Consider the following 17282-nt stretch of genomic DNA (forward strand, 5'->3'; position numbering starts at 1 on the left):
TCCCTCCAGCACACATCTCCCGCGGAAGCGGACAAGGAGCACACACCATGACAACCCCCACAGCTGACCTCTCGGCCGCCGGCGTCTCCATCTGGCTCGACGACCTCTCCCGGGAGCGCATCAACTCGGGTGCCTTCAAGCACCTCATCGAGGACCTGAACGTCGTCGGCGTCACCACCAACCCGAGCATCTTCGCGGCCGCCCTGAAGCAGGGCGAGTCCTACGCCTCCCAGGTGGGCGCCCTCGCGCAGGCCGGCGCCGACGTCGACCAGGCCGTCTTCGACATCACCACCCACGACGTGGCGCAGGCCTGCGACATCTTCGCGGCGGAGGCCAAGCGCACCAACGGCGCCGACGGCCGCGTCTCCATCGAGGTGGACCCGCGGCTCTCCCGCGACACCGCGGGCACGATCGCCGAGGCCAGGCGCCTGCACGCGAAGGTGCAGCGCACCAACGTCCTCATCAAGATCCCCGCGACGGTGGAGGGCCTGGAGGCGATCTCCGCCACCCTCGCCGCCGGGATCAGCGTCAACGTCACCCTGATCTTCTCCCTCGAGCGCTACCGCGCCGTCATCAACGCCTTTCTGCTCGGGCTGGAGCAGGCGAAGGAGAACGGGCACGACCTCTCCAGGATCACGTCCGTCGCCTCCTTCTTCGTCTCCCGCGTGGACGCCGAGATCGACGCACGGCTCGACGCCATCGGCACGGACGACGCGAAGGCGCTCAAGGGCAAGGCGGGGCTCGCGAACGCCCGCCTCGCCTACCAGATCTTCGAGGAGCAGTTCTCCTCGGAGCGCTGGCAGGTCCTGAAGAGCGCCGGGGCGAACGCGCAGCGCCCCCTCTGGGCCTCCACCGGCGTCAAGGACCCCACCCTCCCGGACACGCTCTACGTCGCGGGGCTCGTCGCCCCGAACGTCGTCAACACCATGCCGGAGAAGACGCTCGAGGCCACGGCGGACCACGGCGTAATCGAGGGCGACACCGTCACCGGCACCTACGACGAGTCCAACGAGACCCTAAACCGGCTCGACGCGATCGGCATCTCCTACGACGAGGTCGTCGAACAGCTCGAGACCGAGGGCCTCGACAAGTTCGTGGCCAGCTGGACCGAACTCCTGGAGACCGTCCAGGGCGCCCTCGACGCGGCGAAGGGCTGATCCGGATGGGCTCCTTCGCACTCACCGCCACCGGCGCCGCGCGCGCCGCGGTCGACGCCGCCGTGCCGGCGCTCGTCACGGAGCGCTTCGCCTCCCGCCTGATGGCGAAGGACGCCACACTGTGGGGCGCCGACGCCGAGGCGGAAGCGTCCGTGCGTCTCGGATGGATCGACCTGTTCGACGGCTCGCGCGCGCTCCTGCCCGAAATCACGGCGCTCCGCGCGGAGTTCGCTGCCGAGGGCGTCGACCGGATCGTGCTCTGCGGCATGGGCGGGTCCTCGCTCGCGCCGGAGGTCATCACGAAGGCAGCGGGCGTCCCGCTCGTGGTCCTGGACGCCACCGACCCCGACCAGGTGCGCGCGGCCCTCGAGGAGGACCTGCAGCGCACCGCGATCGTCGTGTCCTCGAAGTCCGGGTCCACGGTCGAGACCGACTCGCAGCGGCGGGTGTTCGAACAGGCCTTCACGGACGCCGGCATCGACGCCGCCTCGCGGATCGTCGTCGTGACCGACCCTGGGTCGCCGCTGGACGAGGCGTCGCGGACGGCCGGCTACCGGAAGGTGTTCAACGCCGACCCGCATGTCGGCGGCCGCTACTCGGCCCTCACGGCGTTCGGGCTGGTGCCCTCCGGCCTCGCCGGTGCGGACGTGGAGACGCTGCTGACCGACGCGGAGGACAGCGCCGAGTTCCTGGCCGACGACGTCGAGGACAACGTGGGCCTGCAGCTCGGGGCCGTCCTGGGCGGCACCCTCCCGCTGCGGGACAAGATCGTCTTCGCGGACGCCGGCTCCGGCCTTCCCGGCTTCGCCGACTGGGCGGAGCAGCTCATCGCCGAGTCGACGGGCAAGCTCGGCACGGGCCTGCTCCCCGTCGTCGCCGCCGGCGACGCCCCGGAACTGGCGGACGGGGCGGACGACGTCCTGCCCGTGCTCCTCACCCCGCTCGACGGGGCCCCCGGCGACGAGCCGGTCGAGGGCACGCGCGTCACCGTCAGCGGGACCCTCGGCAGCCAGCTGTTCGTCTGGGAGTACGCGGTCGCCGTCGCCGGCCGGCTGCTGGGCATCAACCCGTTCGACCAGCCCGACGTCGAGGCCGCCAAGACGGCCGCTCGCGGGCTGCTCGACGCGCAGCCGGAGCCGGCCCCGGCCGCCTTCGTCGACGGCGCGGTCGAGGTGCGCGGCGACGCCGGCCTCCTGGGCTCCTCGCGGACCGTCGCCGAGTCGCTGCGGGCGCTGCTCGCCACGCTGCCGGAGAACGGCTATCTCTCCGTCCAGGCCTACCTGGACCGCCACGGCCAGGCGGACCTCGAGACCGTCCGCTCCCCGCTGGCCGCCGCCACCGGCCGGCCGGTCACCTTCGGCTGGGGCCCGCGCTTCCTGCACTCGACCGGGCAGTACCACAAGGGCGGCTCCCCCATCGGGGTGTACCTGCAGCTGACCGGCGCGGCCAGCGGCGACCTCGCGATCCCCGAGCGCCCCTTCACCTTCGGGGAGCTCATCGACGCCCAGGCGGCCGGGGACGCCCAGGTGCTCGCGGACCACGGGCGCCCCGTGCTCCGCCTGCACCTGACGGACCGCGCGGCGGGCGTCGCACAGCTCCGGGACGTCATCTCCACCCTCGCCGCACCCGGCGAGGGTCACCACGAGAACGGGTGAGCATGCCTGAGAGCACCACGGCGAGAACCGCCAACCCCCTGCGCGACCCGCGCGACCGGCGGCTGAGCCGGATCGCCGGCCCCTCGTCCCTCGTCCTGTTCGGGGTGACGGGGGACCTCGCCCGCAAGAAGCTCCTCCCCGCCGTCTACGACCTCGCCAACCGGGGGCTCCTCCCGCCGAGCTTCGGCCTGGTGGGCTTCGGCCGCCGCGAGTGGTCCGACGCCGAGTTCGTGGCGCAGGTCCGGGAGTCCGTGACCCAGTACGCCCGGACCTCGTTCAACGAGACGGTCTGGGAGCAGCTCTCGGCGGGTATCCGCTTCGTGCAGGGCAACTTCGATGACGACGAGGCGTTCAAGAAGCTCCGCGAGACCATCGAGGAGCTGGAACAGAGCAGGGGGACGCGCGGCAACCACGCCTTCTACCTCTCCGTCCCCCCGAACGCGTTCGAGACGGTGTGCCAGAAGCTCTCGGAGCACGGTCTGGCCCAGCCCGACGACGGACAGTGGCGCCGCGTGGTCATCGAGAAGCCCTTCGGGCACGACCTCGAATCCGCCCGCGAGCTGAACGCCATCGTCGAGGAGGTGTTCCCCCCGGACTCCGTGTTCAGGATCGACCACTACCTGGGCAAGGAGACGGTCCAGAACATCCTGGCGCTGCGCTTCGCGAACCAGCTCTTCGAGCCGCTCTGGAACGCCAACTACGTGGACCACGTGCAGATCACCATGGCCGAGGACATCGGCATCGGCAGCCGCGCCGGGTACTACGACGGCGTCGGGGCGGCCCGCGACGTCATCCAGAACCACCTGCTCCAGCTCCTCGCACTCACCGCGATGGAGGAGCCGATCTCCTTCGACGCGGACCACCTCCGCGCCGAGAAGGAGAAGGTGCTCGCCGCCGTCGTCCTGCCCTCCGACCTCTCCGGTCGGTCGGCCCGCGGCCAGTACCGGGCCGGCTGGCAGGGCGGGGAGCGCGTGAACGGGTTCCTCGAGGAGGACGGCATCCCCGCCGACTCGACCACCGAGAGCTTCGCCGCGCTGCGCCTGGACATCCACACCCGCCGGTGGTCCGGGGTCCCGTTCTACCTGCGGGCGGGCAAGCGGCTCGGGCGCCGGGTCACGGAGATCGCCGTCGTGTTCAAGCGCGCACCCAACCTGCTGTTCCAGGACCACCACGACGAGGACTTCGGGCAGAACGCCGTGGTCATCCGCGTGCAGCCGGACGAGGGCGTGACCATCCGCTTCGGGTCGAAGGTCCCGGGGACGCAGACCGAGGTCCGCGACGTCACCATGGACTTCGGCTACGGGCACTCCTTCACGGAGTCCAGCCCGGAAGCCTACGAGCGGCTCATCCTCGACGTCCTCCTCGGCGAACCCCCGCTCTTCCCCCGCCAGCAGGAGGTGGAGCTGTCCTGGAAGATCCTCGACCCGTTCGAGGAGCACTGGGCGGCGCTCGACACGCAGCCCGACCCCTACGTGCCCGGCAGCTGGGGACCCGCCTCCGCCGACGAGCTGCTCGCCGCCGATGGACGCACCTGGAGGAGACCATGATCGTCGAACTGCCCGACACCACCACCTCGAAGGTGTCGAAGGAACTCATGTCCCTGCGGGAGAGCGGGGGCGTCGTCGCCCTGGGGCGTGTGCTGACCCTCGTCGTCATCACCCGCTCCGGCTACGAGGAGGACGCGATCGACGCCGCCAACCAGGCGAGCCGCGAGCATCCCTGCCGCATCATCGTGCTGGCCGGGGAGTCCCCGGACGAGCCGACGCGGCTCGACGCCCAGATCCGGGTCGGCGGCGACGCGGGGGCGTCGGAGGTCGTCGTCCTGCGCGGGCACGGGGAGCTCTCGGAGGAGAACGAGTCCCTCGTCTCGGCCCTCCTCCTGCCCGACGCGCCCATCGTCGCCTGGTGGCCCCACGGGGTGCCGGATGCGGCGTCGCGGACGTCGATCGGCGGCATCGCCCACCGCCGGATCACCGACTCCGCCAACGAGAAGGACCCGACGGCGGCGCTGTTCAACATCAGCAGCACCTACGCGGCCGGGGACACCGACCTCGCCTGGACGCGCCTGACCAACTGGCGCATCCAGCTGGCAGCGGTCGTGGACCAGCTGCAGGGCGACCAGCCCATCACCGCCGTCACCGTGGAGGGGGCCTCCGACTCCCCCAGCACCGTGCTGCTCGCGGCGTGGCTGACGAAGGCCCTCGACGCCCCCGTCACGATCGTCGCGGGGCCCACCGGGACCGGCCTGCGGCGCGTGCGGCTGACGCGGCGCGGCGGTGACATCGAGCTGCACCGTCCCGACCAGGACGTCGCCGAGCTGTACCAGCCGCACCAGCCCGTGCAGCGCATCTCCCTGCCGCGCCGCGGACTGCGGGACTGCCTCGCGGAGGAGCTGCGGCGCCTCGACCCGGACGAAGTGTTCGGCGAAGTGATCACCGAGGGCCTTGCCCGGACCAACCTAAGGAGTGTGCGCACCAGTGAACGCTGAACCCAAGGTCAGTATCCATCCCACCCAGGGCTCCCTCGCGGCGGCCGTCGCCGCCCGGCTGATCACCCGGCTCGTCGACGTGCAGAGCGAACGGGGCACGGCGACGGTGGTGCTCACGGGCGGCTCGATCGGCACCGCCGCCCTCGAGGCCGTGGTCGACTCCCCGGCGCACACCGCGGTGGACTGGGCCAACGTCCACTTCTGGTGGGGCGACGAGCGTTTCCTGCGCGCCGAGGACCCCGAGCGCAACGCCGTCCAGGCGCGCGCAGCCCTCCTCGACCACATCGCCGTCGATCCCGTGAAGATCCACGAGTTCGGGTCGAAGGACGAGTTCCCGGACGAGGACGCCGCGGCCGTCGACTACGCCGAGCAGCTGGCCGCGGCCGCGCGGGCGGAGCTCGCCGCGGACGAGGGCATCGTGCAGCCCGATCCCCGGCTGCCCCGCTTCGACGTCCTCCTGCTGGGCGTCGGACCCGACGCCCACGTCGCCTCGCTGTTCCCCGAGATGGCAGGGATCCGCACACGAGGCACGACGACGGTCGGGGTCCCCGATGCGCCGAAGCCGCCGCCGCAGCGCATCTCGCTGACCCTCGAGGCGATCACCACGGCGCAGGAGGTGTGGCTGTCGGTCAGCGGCAGCGACAAGGCCGGCGCGGTGGGCCTGGCACTGGCCGGGGCCGGGCACGTCCAGGTCCCCGCCGCCGGAGCCCGGGGTCTGAGGAAGACCCTGTGGCTGATCGACCAGGACGCGGCGCAGAAGCTGCCGGGCCGCCTCATCGACCACGACGACGACTCGGCCGACTGACGGCGTCCCCTCGACGACGACAAAGCCCCCGCATCCGGCCGGATGCGGGGGCTTCGTCGTACGGGGAGGTGGGGCGGTCTAGGACTCGCCGGCGAATCGCTGGATGAGGCCGAGAGCCACGATGACGACACCCCAGGCCAGCCCGAGAGCCACCGTGAAGCGGTTGAGGTTGCGCTCGGCCACGCCGGAGGACCCCATGCTCGAGGTCATGCCGCCGCCGAACATGTCCGACATGCCACCGCCGCGTCCCTTGTGGAGCAGGATCAGCAGGGTCAGCAGGAGGCTGGTGATCCCGAGCAGGACGAGCAGGATGATACGAAGGATTTCCACGGGGCCCTTTCAAGGCTCGGTAGCCGCTCGGTGGAGCGGCCGGCGCACGGAACTTAGTCTGTCACCAGATGCTGTTCGAACCTGACAATACTAGCAAACTCGGCTACGTCGAGGCTCGCCCCGCCCACCAGGACGCCGTCCACGTCGCGCTCCCGGAGGATGCTCGCCACGTTCGCCGCCTTCACGGATCCTCCGTACAGGAGACGGGTCTTCTCGGCGGTGCCGGCGTCGAACAGCGAGCCGAGTTCGGCGCGGATGGCCGCGCACATCTCCTGTGCGTCCTCGGGTCCGGCCACTTCGCCCGTACCGATCGCCCAGACGGGCTCGTACGCGACGACGAGGTCGGCGGCCTGGTCGGCGGACAGCCCCGCGACGCCCTGGCGGAGCTGCTCCAGGGTGTGCTCGACGTGGGTCCCGGCCTGGCGGATCTCGAGTCCCTCGCCGACGCAGAGGACGGGGACCAGCCCGTGGCGGTAGGCCGCGTGCACCTTGCGGTTGAGCAGCTCGTCCGATTCGGCGTGAATGGTCCGGCGCTCGGAGTGGCCCACCAGCACGTAGGTGCAGTCGAGCTTGGCCAGGAACTGCCCCGAGATGTCACCGGTGTAGGCGCCGGAGTCCTCCGGGGAGAGGTCCTGCCCCCCATAGACGACCTCGAGGGTGTCACCCTTCACCAGGGTCTGCACGCCGCGCAGGTCGGTGAACGGCGGGAAGACGGACACCTCGACGCGCGAGAAGTCGTGGCCGGCGTCGTCCAGGGTCCAGGCCAGCTTCTGCAGGAAGGTGATGCCCTGCATGTGGTCGAGGTTCATCTTCCAGTTGCCCGCGATGAGCGGGCGGCGGGTGAACACGCCGTTGGTCGAGGTGGTCATCGTGGTACTCCATCTGTTCGTTGGCGGCAGGATCCGCGCGGCCGGGGCCCCGCGGATCCTGTCTTCGGTGTGCGCCCGGGGACGGGCGCCGGGTCCTGGCCGTCGCCGGCCCGGGCCGTTCCGCTAGTCGCGGGCGAGGGCGGTCAGCCCGGGCAGTTCCTTGCCCTCGAGGTACTCGAGGCTGGCGCCGCCCCCCGTGGAGATGTGCCCGAACTGCTCGTCCGCGAAGCCGAGACCGCGCACGGCGGCGGCGGAATCGCCGCCACCGACCACGGTCAGGGCCCCGTTCGCCTGTGCGTCGACGAGGGCCTGTGCGACGGCGCGCGTGCCGCCGGCGAAGGCGTCGAACTCGAAGACGCCCATGGGTCCGTTCCAGAACACCGTCTTCGCCTCCGCGATGTTCGCGGCGAAGTCCTGGCCGGTCGCGGGACCGATGTCGAGCCCGATCCCCGAGGCCCCGAAGGTCCCCGACTCGATGGCGTCCGCGGCGGCCACGCTCGATCCGGCGTCGGCCGCGAACTTCTCGGCCACGACGATGTCCGTGGGCAGGACGAACTGCGTGCCGTCCCGTGCGCCACGCTCGAGGTAGCCGCGCACGGCGTCGATCTGGTCCTCCTCGAGGAGGCTCGCCCCGACCCTGTGGCCCTGGGCGGCGAGGAACGTGAACACCATGCCGCCGCCCACGAGGATGCGGTCGGCGGTGCCGATCAGGTTCTCGATGACGGCGAGCTTGTCGGAGACCTTGGACCCGCCGAGCGCGACGACGAAGGGCCGCTGGGGATCCTTCGTCAGCTTCTCGAGGACCACGAGTTCGGCCCGCACCAGGTCGCCCTGGTAGGCGGGCAGCAGGGCAGCGACGTCGTAGACGCTCGCGTGCCGGCGGTGCACGGCGCCGAAGGCGTCGTCCACGTAGGCTCCGTCGGGGCCCGCCAGGTCGGCGAGCTCCCGGGCGAACGCGGCGCGCTCGGCGTCGTCCTTGCTGGTCTCACGGGCGTCGAACCGCACGTTCTCGAGCAGGAGCACCTCCCCGTCGGACAGGGCCGCAGCCGCGCTGCGGGCACCCTCCCCGGTGGTGTCGGCCGCCAGGGTGACGGGGAAGTCCGCCAGGTCCCGGAGGACGTCGGCGGCCGGCTTGAGCGAGTACCGCTCCTCGGGGGCGCCCTTGGGGCGTCCGAGGTGGGCCAGGACGATGACGGCGGCCCCTGCCTCGCTCAGCTTGCGCAGAACGGGCAGGGACGCGCGCACGCGGCCGTCGTCGGTGACCCTCAGGTCCGGGACCTCACCCTCGAGGGGCACGTTGAGATCGGAGCGGACAAGGACGCGGCGTCCCCGGACGCCTTCGGCGAGGAGGTCGTCGAGTGATGCGTAAGCCACGGGCGGGACCGCCTAGGAGAGCTTGGCGGCGACGATTTCGGTCAGGTCGACAAGGCGGTTCGAGTAGCCCCACTCGTTGTCGTACCAGCCGACGACCTTCACCTGGTTGCCGAGGACCTTCGTCAGGCCGGAGTCGAAGATGCAGGACGCCGGGTCGGTGACGATGTCCGAGGAGACGATGGGGTCCTCGGTGTACGAGAGGTAGCCCTTGAGCGACCCGTCGGCGGCGGCGGCCTTGTAGGCGGCGTTGACCTCCTCGGCGGTGACCTCGCGGCCCACGGTGACCGTGAGGTCCGTGGCGGAGCCGGTGGGCACGGGCACGCGGATGGCGTAGCCGTCGAGCTTGCCCTTCAGCTCGGGGAGGACGAGGCCGATGGCCTTGGCCGCACCCGTGGAGGTGGGGACCATGTTGATGGCGGCGGCGCGGGCGCGGCGCAGGTCCTTGTGGGGGCCGTCCTGCAGGTTCTGGTCGGCGGTGTACGCGTGGATCGTCGTCATGAGGCCGCGCTCGATGCCGAAGGAGTCGTTCAGGACCTTGGCGAGGGGGCCGAGGCAGTTCGTGGTGCACGAGGCGTTCGAGATGATGTGGTGGTTCTCGGGGTCGTAGTCGCCGTCGTTGACTCCGAGGACCACGGTGATGTCCTCGTCGGAGGCGGGCGCGGAGATCAGGACCTTCTTCGCCCCGGCGTCGATGTGCTTCTGCGCGTCGGAGGCCTTGGTGAAGAAGCCGGTGGACTCGATGACGATGTCGACGCCGAGGTCCTTCCAGGGCAGGTTCGCGGGATCGCGCTCGGCCAGGACCTTGACTCGCTTGCCGCCGACGACGAGGTCGCCGCCCTCGACCTCGACGGAGGCCTTCAGCCGGCCGGTGACGGAGTCGTACTTCAGCAGGTGCGCGAGGGCCTCGGGGCTGGTGAGGTCGTTGACCGCGACGATCTCGAGGTCCGCTCCCTGCTCGAGGGCAGCACGGAAGTAGTTGCGGCCGATGCGGCCGAAGCCGTTGATTCCAACGCGGGTAGTCACTGGTGTCCATCTCCTTCATAGGTGGTGCCGCCGTGCTGACCGCTCTCGGGCGATGCCGGCGACGAATAGATCTGTACCGGGCACACCGTCGTGCCGAAATTCTCGGGTCCTGCTGGTCCTGCGGGTGTTCCTGCGCCGGCGGGCGCGGGAGCGGCACCGGGCCGGTCGCCCTGCACTGCTCCAACCTTACTCAGCGCGGCCCCCGGAGCGCACCCATGACGCCGGCCGCCCGACCGGATGGGCGTGGAGCCCACCCGACCGGGACGCCGGGCGGTCAGGCCCCCGGGGTGATGAGGGTGGAGGCGCCGGTGCGTGCCGCCTGGAAGCGGGTCTGGACGTCGGCCCAGTTCACCAGGTTCCACCACGCCTTCACGTAGTCGGGCTTCACGTTGACGTAGTCCAGGTAGAAGGCGTGCTCCCACATGTCGAGCATGAGCAGCGGGATGGTGCCGACGGGCACGTTGCCCTGCTGGTCGTAGAGCTGCTCGATGACGATGTTCTTGCCCAGCGGCTCGTAGGCGAGGACGGCCCAGCCGGAGCCCTGCAGCGAGGTGGCCGCCGCGGTGAAGTGCGCGCGGAACGCGTCGAAGGAGCCGAACGCGTCGTCGAGGGCCGCGGCGAGCTCGCCCTCGGGCTTGTCGCCTCCCTCGGGCGACATGTTCTTCCAGAAGATGCTGTGGTTGACGACGCCGCCGACGTGGAACGCGAGGTCCTTGGAGAGCTTCGGGATGGTGCCGTACTCGCCCTTCTCGCGGGCCTCGGCGAGCTGCGCGAGGGCGTCGTTGGCGCCCTTGACGTAGGTGGCCTGGTGCTTGGAGTGGTGCAGTTCCATGATCCGCCCGGAGATGTGCGGTTCCAGGGCGGCGTAGTCGTAGTCAAGATCCGGCAGTACGTATTCGCTCACGTAGTCCTCCATGTAGTGATCTCGGTACCCGCACGGTCCCCGGACCCGCGGGGAGTCCGGACGGCGGGTGTCCCGCTGATCAGAAGCGGGCTTGCTGTTCCATCCTATGCACTCGGCTCACTCGTCGAGCATGTCCGCGGTCACATTCGCATCGGTGCCCGGGATCCCGCTGTCCGAGGCCCTCTTGTCGGCCATCGCGAGCAGCCGCCGGATGCGCCCGGCGATCGCGTCCTTGGTCATCGGGGGGTCCGCGAGCCGGCCGAGCTCGTCGAGGCTCGCCTGCTTGTGGGCGACGCGCAGTTCACCGGCGTAGCGCAGGTGGTCGGGGACGTTCTCCCCGAGGATCTCGAGGGCGCGTTCCACGCGGGCACCGGCGGCGACGGCGGCCTGGGCCGAGCGGCGCAGGTTCGCGTCGTCGAAGTTCGCAAGGCGGTTGGCCGTGGCGCGGACCTCCTTGCGCATGCGGCGCTCCTCCCACACCATCAGGGCGTCGTGCGCCCCCATGCGGGTGAGGAGGGCGGCGATCGTGTCGCCGTCGCGGATCACCACGCGGTCGACGCCGCGCACCTCGCGGGCCTTCGCGGCGATGTCGAGCCGGCGCGCCGCCCCGACGAGGGCGAGGGCCGATTCCGGCCCGGGGCACGTGACCTCGAGGGAGGAGGACCGTCCCGGTTCGGTGAGGGAGCCGTGGGCGAGGAACGCTCCGCGCCACACCGCTTCGGCGTCCGCCGTCGAGCCGTTGACGACGGCGGACGGCAGGCCGCGGACGGGCCGTCCCCTGCTGTCGAGGAGCCCGGTCTGCCGGGCGAGGGACTCCCCGTCGCGCACCACGCGTACCACGTAGCGGTTGCCGCGCTTGAGGCCGCCGCCGGTCACCACGATGATCTCGCTGTTGTGGCCGTACACCTCGGCGATGGCCGCCCGCAGCCGGCGGGCCGTGGACGCCAGGTCCACCTCGGCCTCGATGACGATCCTGCCGGAGATGATGTGGAGTCCGCCGGCGAACCTCAGCAGTGCGGACACCTCGGCCTTGCGCACCGAGGACTTCTTGACGTCGAGGTGCGAGAGCTCCTCCTTGACATCGGCGGTCAGTGCCACAGATACACTCCTAGATCTCCGCGAACATGTCGTTGTAGGACGTCGCCAGCCGCAGCGGATCATGCACGGGTTTGCCGGTCGAAACTCCCACTCTACCGAAGACGGCGCGCCCGCCCATCCCGGCGACGGCGGTCTCGAACTCCTTCCGGTCCGCCACCACCGAGGGGTCGACGAGGACGACGTCCACCGTGAGGTCCGGCGCGTACCGCGAGATCACGCTGAGGTGGTCGATGGCGCTCATGCCCAGGGTCTCCCGGGTGTCGTTGCTCAGGTTCATGGTGAGGCACCGGCGGGCGGAGGTGCGGCACAGGGCGTCGCGCAGTTCCGGCAGGAGCAGGTGCGGGAGCACGGAGGTGTACCAGGAGCCGGGCCCGAGGATCACCCAGTCGGCCAGTTCCACGGCCTCCAGGGCGTCCTTGCAGGCCGGGGCGTCGCCCGGGACCAGCCGCACGTTGCTGACGTTCCCGGTGTCCGCGGCGACCGCGAGCTTGGCCTGGCCTGACACCGTGGTCACGCGCAGCGACCCGCCGGCCTCGCTGAGCACGTCCCCCTCGATAGTCAGGGGGACGCTCGCCATGGGCAGGACCCGGCCCCGCGCGCCGAGCAGCGCGCCGGCCCACTGCAGGCCGGCGACGGGGTCGCCGAGCAGCTCCCACAGCGTGACGATCAGGAGGTTGCCCATCGCGTGGTCGTGGAGGGATCCCTCCTCGCCGTTCCGGGAGGAGAAGCGGTGCTGCATGACATCGCGCCAGGTGCGCCCCCAGTCGGTGTCGTCGCACAGGGCCGCCAGCGCCATCCGGAGGTCGCCCGGGGGGAGCACGCCGAGTTCGCGCCGGAGCCGCCCGGAGGACCCGCCGTCGTCGGCGACCGTCACGATGGCGGTCAGTTCCTGCGTCAGGAGCCGCAGCGCGGACAGGGACGCCGACAGGCCGTGGCCGCCGCCGAGGGCGACGACGGACGGGTTGGCGCCCTGGCCCTCACCAGGGCGGCGGGCGGCGGGCGGGATGAGCGGCAGCGGTCCGGAGACAGGCATCACTCACGCCCGAGGTCGCGGTGGTGGGCCGAGACCTGGACGCCGGGCAGCTGGGCGAGCCGCTTCGCCATCTCCTCGGTCACGGCCACCGAGCGGTGCTTCCCGCCGGTGCAGCCGACCGCGATGGTCGCGTAGTGCTTGTTCTCGCGGCGGTACCCGTCCAGGACGGGCACGAGGGCGTCCACGTACTTGTCGATGAAGTCGCCTGCGCCCTGCGCGCCGAGGACGTACTCGCGCACCGGTGCGTCGAGCCCGGTCTGCGGCCGGAGCGCCGGCACCCAGTGCGGGTTCGGGATGAAGCGGACGTCGGCCACGTAGTTCGCGTCCACCGGGAGCCCGTACTTGAAGCCGAAGCTCATGACGTTCAGGCGCAGGACGATCGGCCCGGAGTCGGAGAACAGTTCCGTCACGGTGGTCGCGAGGGCGTGCACGTTCAGCCGGGTCGTGTCGATCACGATGTCGGAGGACTGCTTGAGCTCCTTCAGCACCTCGCGCTCGGCGGCGATGCCGTCGAGGATCCGCCCGTCGGCCTGCAGCGGGTGCGGCCGGCGCCCCTGCTCGAAGCGCCGCACGAGGACGTCGTCGTCGGCGTCCAGGAACAGGACACGGTGGTGGACGCCCGCGGCGCGGAGGGCGTCCAGGGAGGCCTTGATGTCGTTGAACAGTTCCTTGCCGCGCACGTCGACGACGACGGCCAGCTTCGGGATGGACTGCGGCGTGCGGGCGACGAGCTCGGTGAGCGTGGTGAGCATCTGCGGCGGGAGGTTCTCGACGACGTACCAGCCGTGGTCCTCGAGCGCGTTCGCGGCCGTGCTGCGCCCGGCGCCGGACATGCCGGTCACCACCAGCAGCTCGGACTCGGTGGGTTTGACCGGCGTCAGGCTCATGGCCTCAGTCATCGTGGTGGGTCCGTTCCGGTTCGACGGGGCTCCCGGTGGTCCGGCGTTCCCTGGGGTGTGCATTCCGGGCGGCACGGCAGGCCACCGTGCTTCAGCCTAACTAATCTTCGATGATCTCGCCCGTGGCCATGTTCACGGCCGGTGCGGCGGCCTCGTCGGGGCCGAGCGACGCGCGGATGGTCCGGGCGAGGGCGGGACCCACCCCCGGGACGCCGAGGAGGTCCTCGACGCTCGCGGCGCGGATCTTCTTGACCGACCCGAAGTGCTTGAGCAAGGCCTTGCGCTTGGCCGGTCCCAGTCCGGCGACCTCGTCGAGGGCCGACGCCGTCATCGACTTCCCGCGCTTCTGGCGGTGGAAGGTGATCGCGAAGCGGTGCGCCTCGTCGCGGATGCGCTGCAGCAGGAACAGTCCCTCCGACGCGCGCGGCAGGATGACCGGGAACTCGCTGTCCGGGACCCAGACCTCCTCGAGCCGTTTCGCGAGCCCCACCACGAAGACGTCGTCGATGCCGAGGTCCTGCAGCGCGCGGGCGGCGGCCGCCACCTGGGGCGGACCGCCGTCGACGACGACGAGGTTCGGCGGGTAGGCGAAACGGTTGCGCGTGATCGCCGTCGTCGTGTCCCGGATCGGCGTGCCCGACTCGTCGACGTCGGGGTGTTCGAGGACCGACGCGTCGTCGTCCACCGGGTCGACGTCCGGGTCGGGGGCGGCGGCGTCCCGGGGAGCCCCCTCCTTCCCGGCCAGGTAGTTGCGGAAGCGGCGGTGGATGACGTCGTACATGGAGGCGGTGTCGTCCCGGGCGGCATCGCCGGTGATGGAGAACTTACGGTACTCGGACTTCCGCGGGAGGCCGTCCTCGACGACCACCATCGACGCGACCACGTTGGTGCCCTGGACGTGCGAGATGTCGAAGCACTCGATGCGCATCAGCGGCTGCGGCAGGTCGAGCGCCTCCTGGAGTTCCTGGAGCGCGGCGGAGCGCGTCGTGATGTCCCCGGCCCGGCGGCTCTTGTGCAGCCGCAGGGCGTCCGCGGCGTTCTGCTCCACGGTGCCCATGAGGGTGGCCTTGTCACCGCGCTGCGGCACCCTCACCTCCACCCGGGACCCGCGCAGGCCACGCAGCCACTCGAGCATCTGCTCCTCGTTGCTGGGCAGGACCGGGACGAGGACCTCGCGGGGGATCTGCTCGTTGCTGCTGCTGCCCTCGCCGTACACCTGCTGCAGCAGGTGCTCCACGAGGTCCGCGGTGTCCATGTCCTCGACCTTCTCCACGACCCAGCCGCGCTGGCCCCGGATGCGGCCGCCGCGGACGTGGAAGACCTGGGCGGCAGCCTCGAGGTCGTCCTCCTTGAGGGCGAAGATGTCGGCGTCCGTGTCCTCGCTGAGGACGACGGTGTTGCGCTCGAAGACCCGGCGGAGGGCGGCGATGTCGTCGCGCAGGCGGGCGGCGGACTCGTAGTCCAGCTCGGCGACGGCCTCGGCCATCTGTCGCTCGAGGGAGGCGATGAACTTCTTCGCCTCCCCGGACATGAAGTCGCAGAACTCGCCGGCGAGGGCCTTGTGGTCCTCCGGGCTGATGCGCCCCACGCACGGCGCCGAACACTTGTCGATGTACCCGAGGAGGCAGGGCCGGCCGCTGCGTTCGGCACGCTTGAAGACGCCGGTGCTGCAGGTGCGGACCGGGAAGACGCGGAGCATGGTGTCCACGGTCTCGCGGATGGCCTTCGCGGGGTAGAACGGCCCGAAGTACCGGGTGTCCTTCTTCTTGTCGCCACGCATGACCTGCACGCGCGGGTACTTCTCCCCCATGGTCACGGCCAGGTAGGGGTAGGACTTGTCGTCCCGGAACATCACGTTGAACTGCGGATTGAATTCCTTGATCCACGTGTACTCGAGCTGCAGCGCCTCGAGCTCGCTCCCGACGACGGTCCACTCGACGCTCGCGGCGGTGAACACCATGCGGCGTGTCTTCGCCAGCAGCCCCTGCGGGCTGGCGAAGTAGGAGTTCAGGCGGGAGCGGAGGTTCTTGGCCTTGCCCACGTAGATGACCCGGCCGTGCTCGTCACGGAAGCGGTACACCCCCGGGTCCACGGGGATCTCGCCGGTCTTCGGGCGGTAGGTTACGGGGTTTGCCACGTCCTTCATCCTAGGTCCCGGCGGTGACAGGGCCCTGCCCGGAGGCCGGGGTTCCGCTGACGGCTGCACGGGCGCCGCGCGGCGCCGGCGCACCCGGCGCCCCGCGCCGCCCTCTCCGGTACGCCGGCGGGTGCCGCTACTCCGCGGGCGGGCTCTGGTTGTAGGAGGCCACGCGCTCCTGGCCCGTGAGGGCGCCGATGCCGTCCATGATGGCGTCGGTGGCACTCCGGCGGGCGGGGAGCGCGTGCCCCGGTCCGGTCTTCGCGAAGACGAGCGGCTCCCCGATGCGCAGCGTGAAGTGCTGGGGCCTGATGCCCTTCCCGCCCGCCGGCTGCAGCGCGTCGGTGCCGATCAGGCCGACGGGTAGCACGGGCGCTCCGGTGGTCAGCGCCAGCCAGCCGACGCCGGTCCTCCCCCGGTAGAGCCGCCCGTCACGCGAGCGGGTCCCCTCCGGGTAGATGCCGACGCCGTCGCCCTGCTCGAGGAGGTCGAGGAGGGTCCGGAGGGCCTGGACACTGGCGGCCTGCTGGCCGCGTTCCACGGGGATGGACCCCACGCCCTCGAAGAAGCCCCTCATGAGGGCGCCCTTCACCCCGGTCCCGGTGAAGTACTCGGCCTTCGCGAAGAACGCGACCGGCCGGGGCATGAGGGCCTGCACCAGCACGCTGTCGAGGAAGGAGAGGTGGTTCGGCGCGACGATGAACGGGCCGTCCGCGGGCACGTTGTCGAGCCCCTCGACGGTGGGGCGGCACAGGCCGGCGATGAGCCCGCGCGTGGTGCTGCGGGTCAGGTCATAGATGCCCACGGAGCACCTCCAGCAGCGCGTCCGCGGACCCGACGACGGCGGTGGCCCCCGCGGCCTCGAGCTCGCCCGGCGCGGCGAACCCCCAGCCGACGCCGATGCAGGCCAGTCCGTTCGCGGCCGCGCCCTCGACGTCGTGGTGGCGGTCCCCCACCATGACCGCGCGTCCGGCGGGCGCCGCGTCGTACCCGTGGTGCTCGAGGGCGGCGCGGATGATGGGCGTCTTGCCCCCGGAGGTCGCCGCCTCGTCCCGCGGTGAGCCGTGGACGGAGGAGAAGAGGTGCCGGAGCCCCTGCACGGCGAGGAGCTCCTCGGCGAGCCACTCGGGTTTCTGGGTGGCGACCGCGACGGTCGCGCCGTCGTCGAGCAGTGCCTGCACGCACCCGGCGACGCCCGGGTAGGGGCGGCTGGCGGACAGGCCGGTGGCCAGGTAGCCGGCGCGATAGGTGGCGACGACGTCGGGGACGCGGGCGGCGGGCACCCCGGCGGTCGCGGTCAGGGAGTGGACGAGGGACGGCCCGATCATCGCGTGCAGGACCTCGGTGGGCGGGACGGGGAAGCCGTGGTGCTCCAGGGCGGCGCCGATGCCTCCGGTGATCGTCCCTGCCGGGTCGACGAGCGTTCCGTCCAGGTCGAAGAGGATCAGCGCACGCGTAATTGCCACCGGTCAAGTCTGCCACGGAACCCGGAGGGCAGGAGTGCCCTGCC

At 71.3% G+C, this 17282-nt stretch carries 16 protein-coding genes; 5 read left to right on the forward strand and 11 right to left on the reverse strand.

Translation table 11 applies throughout. The annotated features are described in order from the left end of the window. Positions 1 to 47 precede the first annotated feature (47 nt). Genes tal through pgl form a run of 5 tightly spaced genes read left to right on the forward strand, consistent with a single transcriptional unit; the run spans position 48 to position 6105 of the window. Positions 48 to 1157 carry a transaldolase gene (gene tal, locus ACSGDB_RS09690; protein ID WP_434994415.1) on the forward strand — a complete coding sequence of 370 codons (1110 nt, stop codon included), beginning with the start codon at positions 48 to 50 and terminating at the stop codon, positions 1155 to 1157. A gap of 5 nt (positions 1158 to 1162) precedes the next feature. Then, positions 1163 to 2812 carry a glucose-6-phosphate isomerase gene (locus ACSGDB_RS09695; RefSeq protein WP_434994416.1) on the forward strand — a complete coding sequence of 550 codons (1650 nt, stop codon included), beginning with the start codon at positions 1163 to 1165 and terminating at the stop codon, positions 2810 to 2812. 2 nt (positions 2813 to 2814) lie between these two features. After that, on the forward strand, positions 2815 to 4359 hold the full coding sequence (gene zwf, locus ACSGDB_RS09700; RefSeq protein WP_434994417.1) for a glucose-6-phosphate dehydrogenase: 1545 nt from the start codon (positions 2815 to 2817) through the stop codon (positions 4357 to 4359). Continuing rightward, positions 4356 to 5300, forward strand: a complete 945-nt coding sequence (locus ACSGDB_RS09705) for a glucose-6-phosphate dehydrogenase assembly protein OpcA (RefSeq protein ID WP_434994418.1) — start codon at positions 4356 to 4358, stop codon at positions 5298 to 5300. The genes zwf and ACSGDB_RS09705 overlap by 4 nt, the downstream gene beginning before the upstream one ends. After that, on the forward strand, positions 5290 to 6105 hold the full coding sequence (gene pgl / locus ACSGDB_RS09710) for a 6-phosphogluconolactonase (protein WP_434994419.1): 816 nt from the start codon (positions 5290 to 5292) through the stop codon (positions 6103 to 6105). Before ACSGDB_RS09705 ends, pgl begins: the two co-directional genes overlap by 11 nt. 78 nt (positions 6106 to 6183) lie before the next feature. Here the strand turns inward: pgl and secG are convergent, their stop codons facing one another. The 11 genes from secG to ACSGDB_RS09765 form a co-directional block, all read right to left on the reverse strand. After that, entirely contained in the window at positions 6184 to 6435 is a 252-nt protein-coding gene (gene secG / locus ACSGDB_RS09715; RefSeq protein ID WP_043445180.1) for a preprotein translocase subunit SecG, read from the reverse strand. A 53-nt stretch (positions 6436 to 6488) separates the two neighbouring features. Further along, positions 6489 to 7304 (reverse strand): triose-phosphate isomerase, encoded by an 816-nt coding sequence (tpiA, locus tag ACSGDB_RS09720; protein WP_434994420.1) that lies wholly within the window; start codon positions 7302 to 7304, stop codon positions 6489 to 6491. 123 nt (positions 7305 to 7427) lie between these two features. After that, positions 7428 to 8678 (reverse strand): phosphoglycerate kinase, encoded by a 1251-nt coding sequence (locus tag ACSGDB_RS09725; protein WP_434994421.1) that lies wholly within the window; start codon positions 8676 to 8678, stop codon positions 7428 to 7430. Between the two features lie 12 nt (positions 8679 to 8690). Then, positions 8691 to 9701 (reverse strand): type I glyceraldehyde-3-phosphate dehydrogenase, encoded by a 1011-nt coding sequence (gap, locus tag ACSGDB_RS09730; protein WP_434994422.1) that lies wholly within the window; start codon positions 9699 to 9701, stop codon positions 8691 to 8693. Between the two features lie 274 nt (positions 9702 to 9975). After that, on the reverse strand, positions 9976 to 10605 hold the full coding sequence (locus ACSGDB_RS09735; RefSeq protein WP_434994423.1) for a superoxide dismutase: 630 nt from the start codon (positions 10603 to 10605) through the stop codon (positions 9976 to 9978). 117 nt (positions 10606 to 10722) lie between these two features. Next, positions 10723 to 11703 carry a DNA-binding protein WhiA gene (gene whiA, locus ACSGDB_RS09740; protein ID WP_434994424.1) on the reverse strand — a complete coding sequence of 327 codons (981 nt, stop codon included), beginning with the start codon at positions 11701 to 11703 and terminating at the stop codon, positions 10723 to 10725. Positions 11704 to 11713: 10 nt separating this feature from the next. Then, the gene (locus ACSGDB_RS09745) at positions 11714 to 12736 is read right to left on the reverse strand and encodes a gluconeogenesis factor YvcK family protein (protein WP_434994425.1); all 1023 of its coding nucleotides are present in this window, start codon (positions 12734 to 12736) and stop codon (positions 11714 to 11716) included. Next, positions 12736 to 13635, reverse strand: a complete 900-nt coding sequence (gene rapZ, locus ACSGDB_RS09750; RefSeq protein WP_434994427.1) for an RNase adapter RapZ — start codon at positions 13633 to 13635, stop codon at positions 12736 to 12738. The genes ACSGDB_RS09745 and rapZ overlap by 1 nt, the downstream gene beginning before the upstream one ends. Positions 13636 to 13735: 100 nt before the next feature. Continuing rightward, on the reverse strand, positions 13736 to 15772 hold the full coding sequence (gene uvrC / locus ACSGDB_RS09755) for an excinuclease ABC subunit UvrC (protein WP_434994428.1): 2037 nt from the start codon (positions 15770 to 15772) through the stop codon (positions 13736 to 13738). Between the two features lie 136 nt (positions 15773 to 15908). Beyond that, on the reverse strand, positions 15909 to 16577 hold the full coding sequence (locus ACSGDB_RS09760; protein ID WP_434994429.1) for a lysophospholipid acyltransferase family protein: 669 nt from the start codon (positions 16575 to 16577) through the stop codon (positions 15909 to 15911). Beyond that, positions 16564 to 17238: an HAD hydrolase-like protein gene (locus tag ACSGDB_RS09765; RefSeq protein ID WP_434994430.1), complete on the reverse strand. Its 675-nt coding sequence runs from the start codon at positions 17236 to 17238 to the stop codon at positions 16564 to 16566. The genes ACSGDB_RS09760 and ACSGDB_RS09765 overlap by 14 nt, the downstream gene beginning before the upstream one ends. Positions 17239 to 17282: the final 44 nt, after the last annotated feature.

This window comes from Arthrobacter sp. Ld5 (assembly GCF_051172775.1).
Taxonomy (GTDB): Bacteria; Actinomycetota; Actinomycetes; order Actinomycetales; family Micrococcaceae; genus Arthrobacter_D.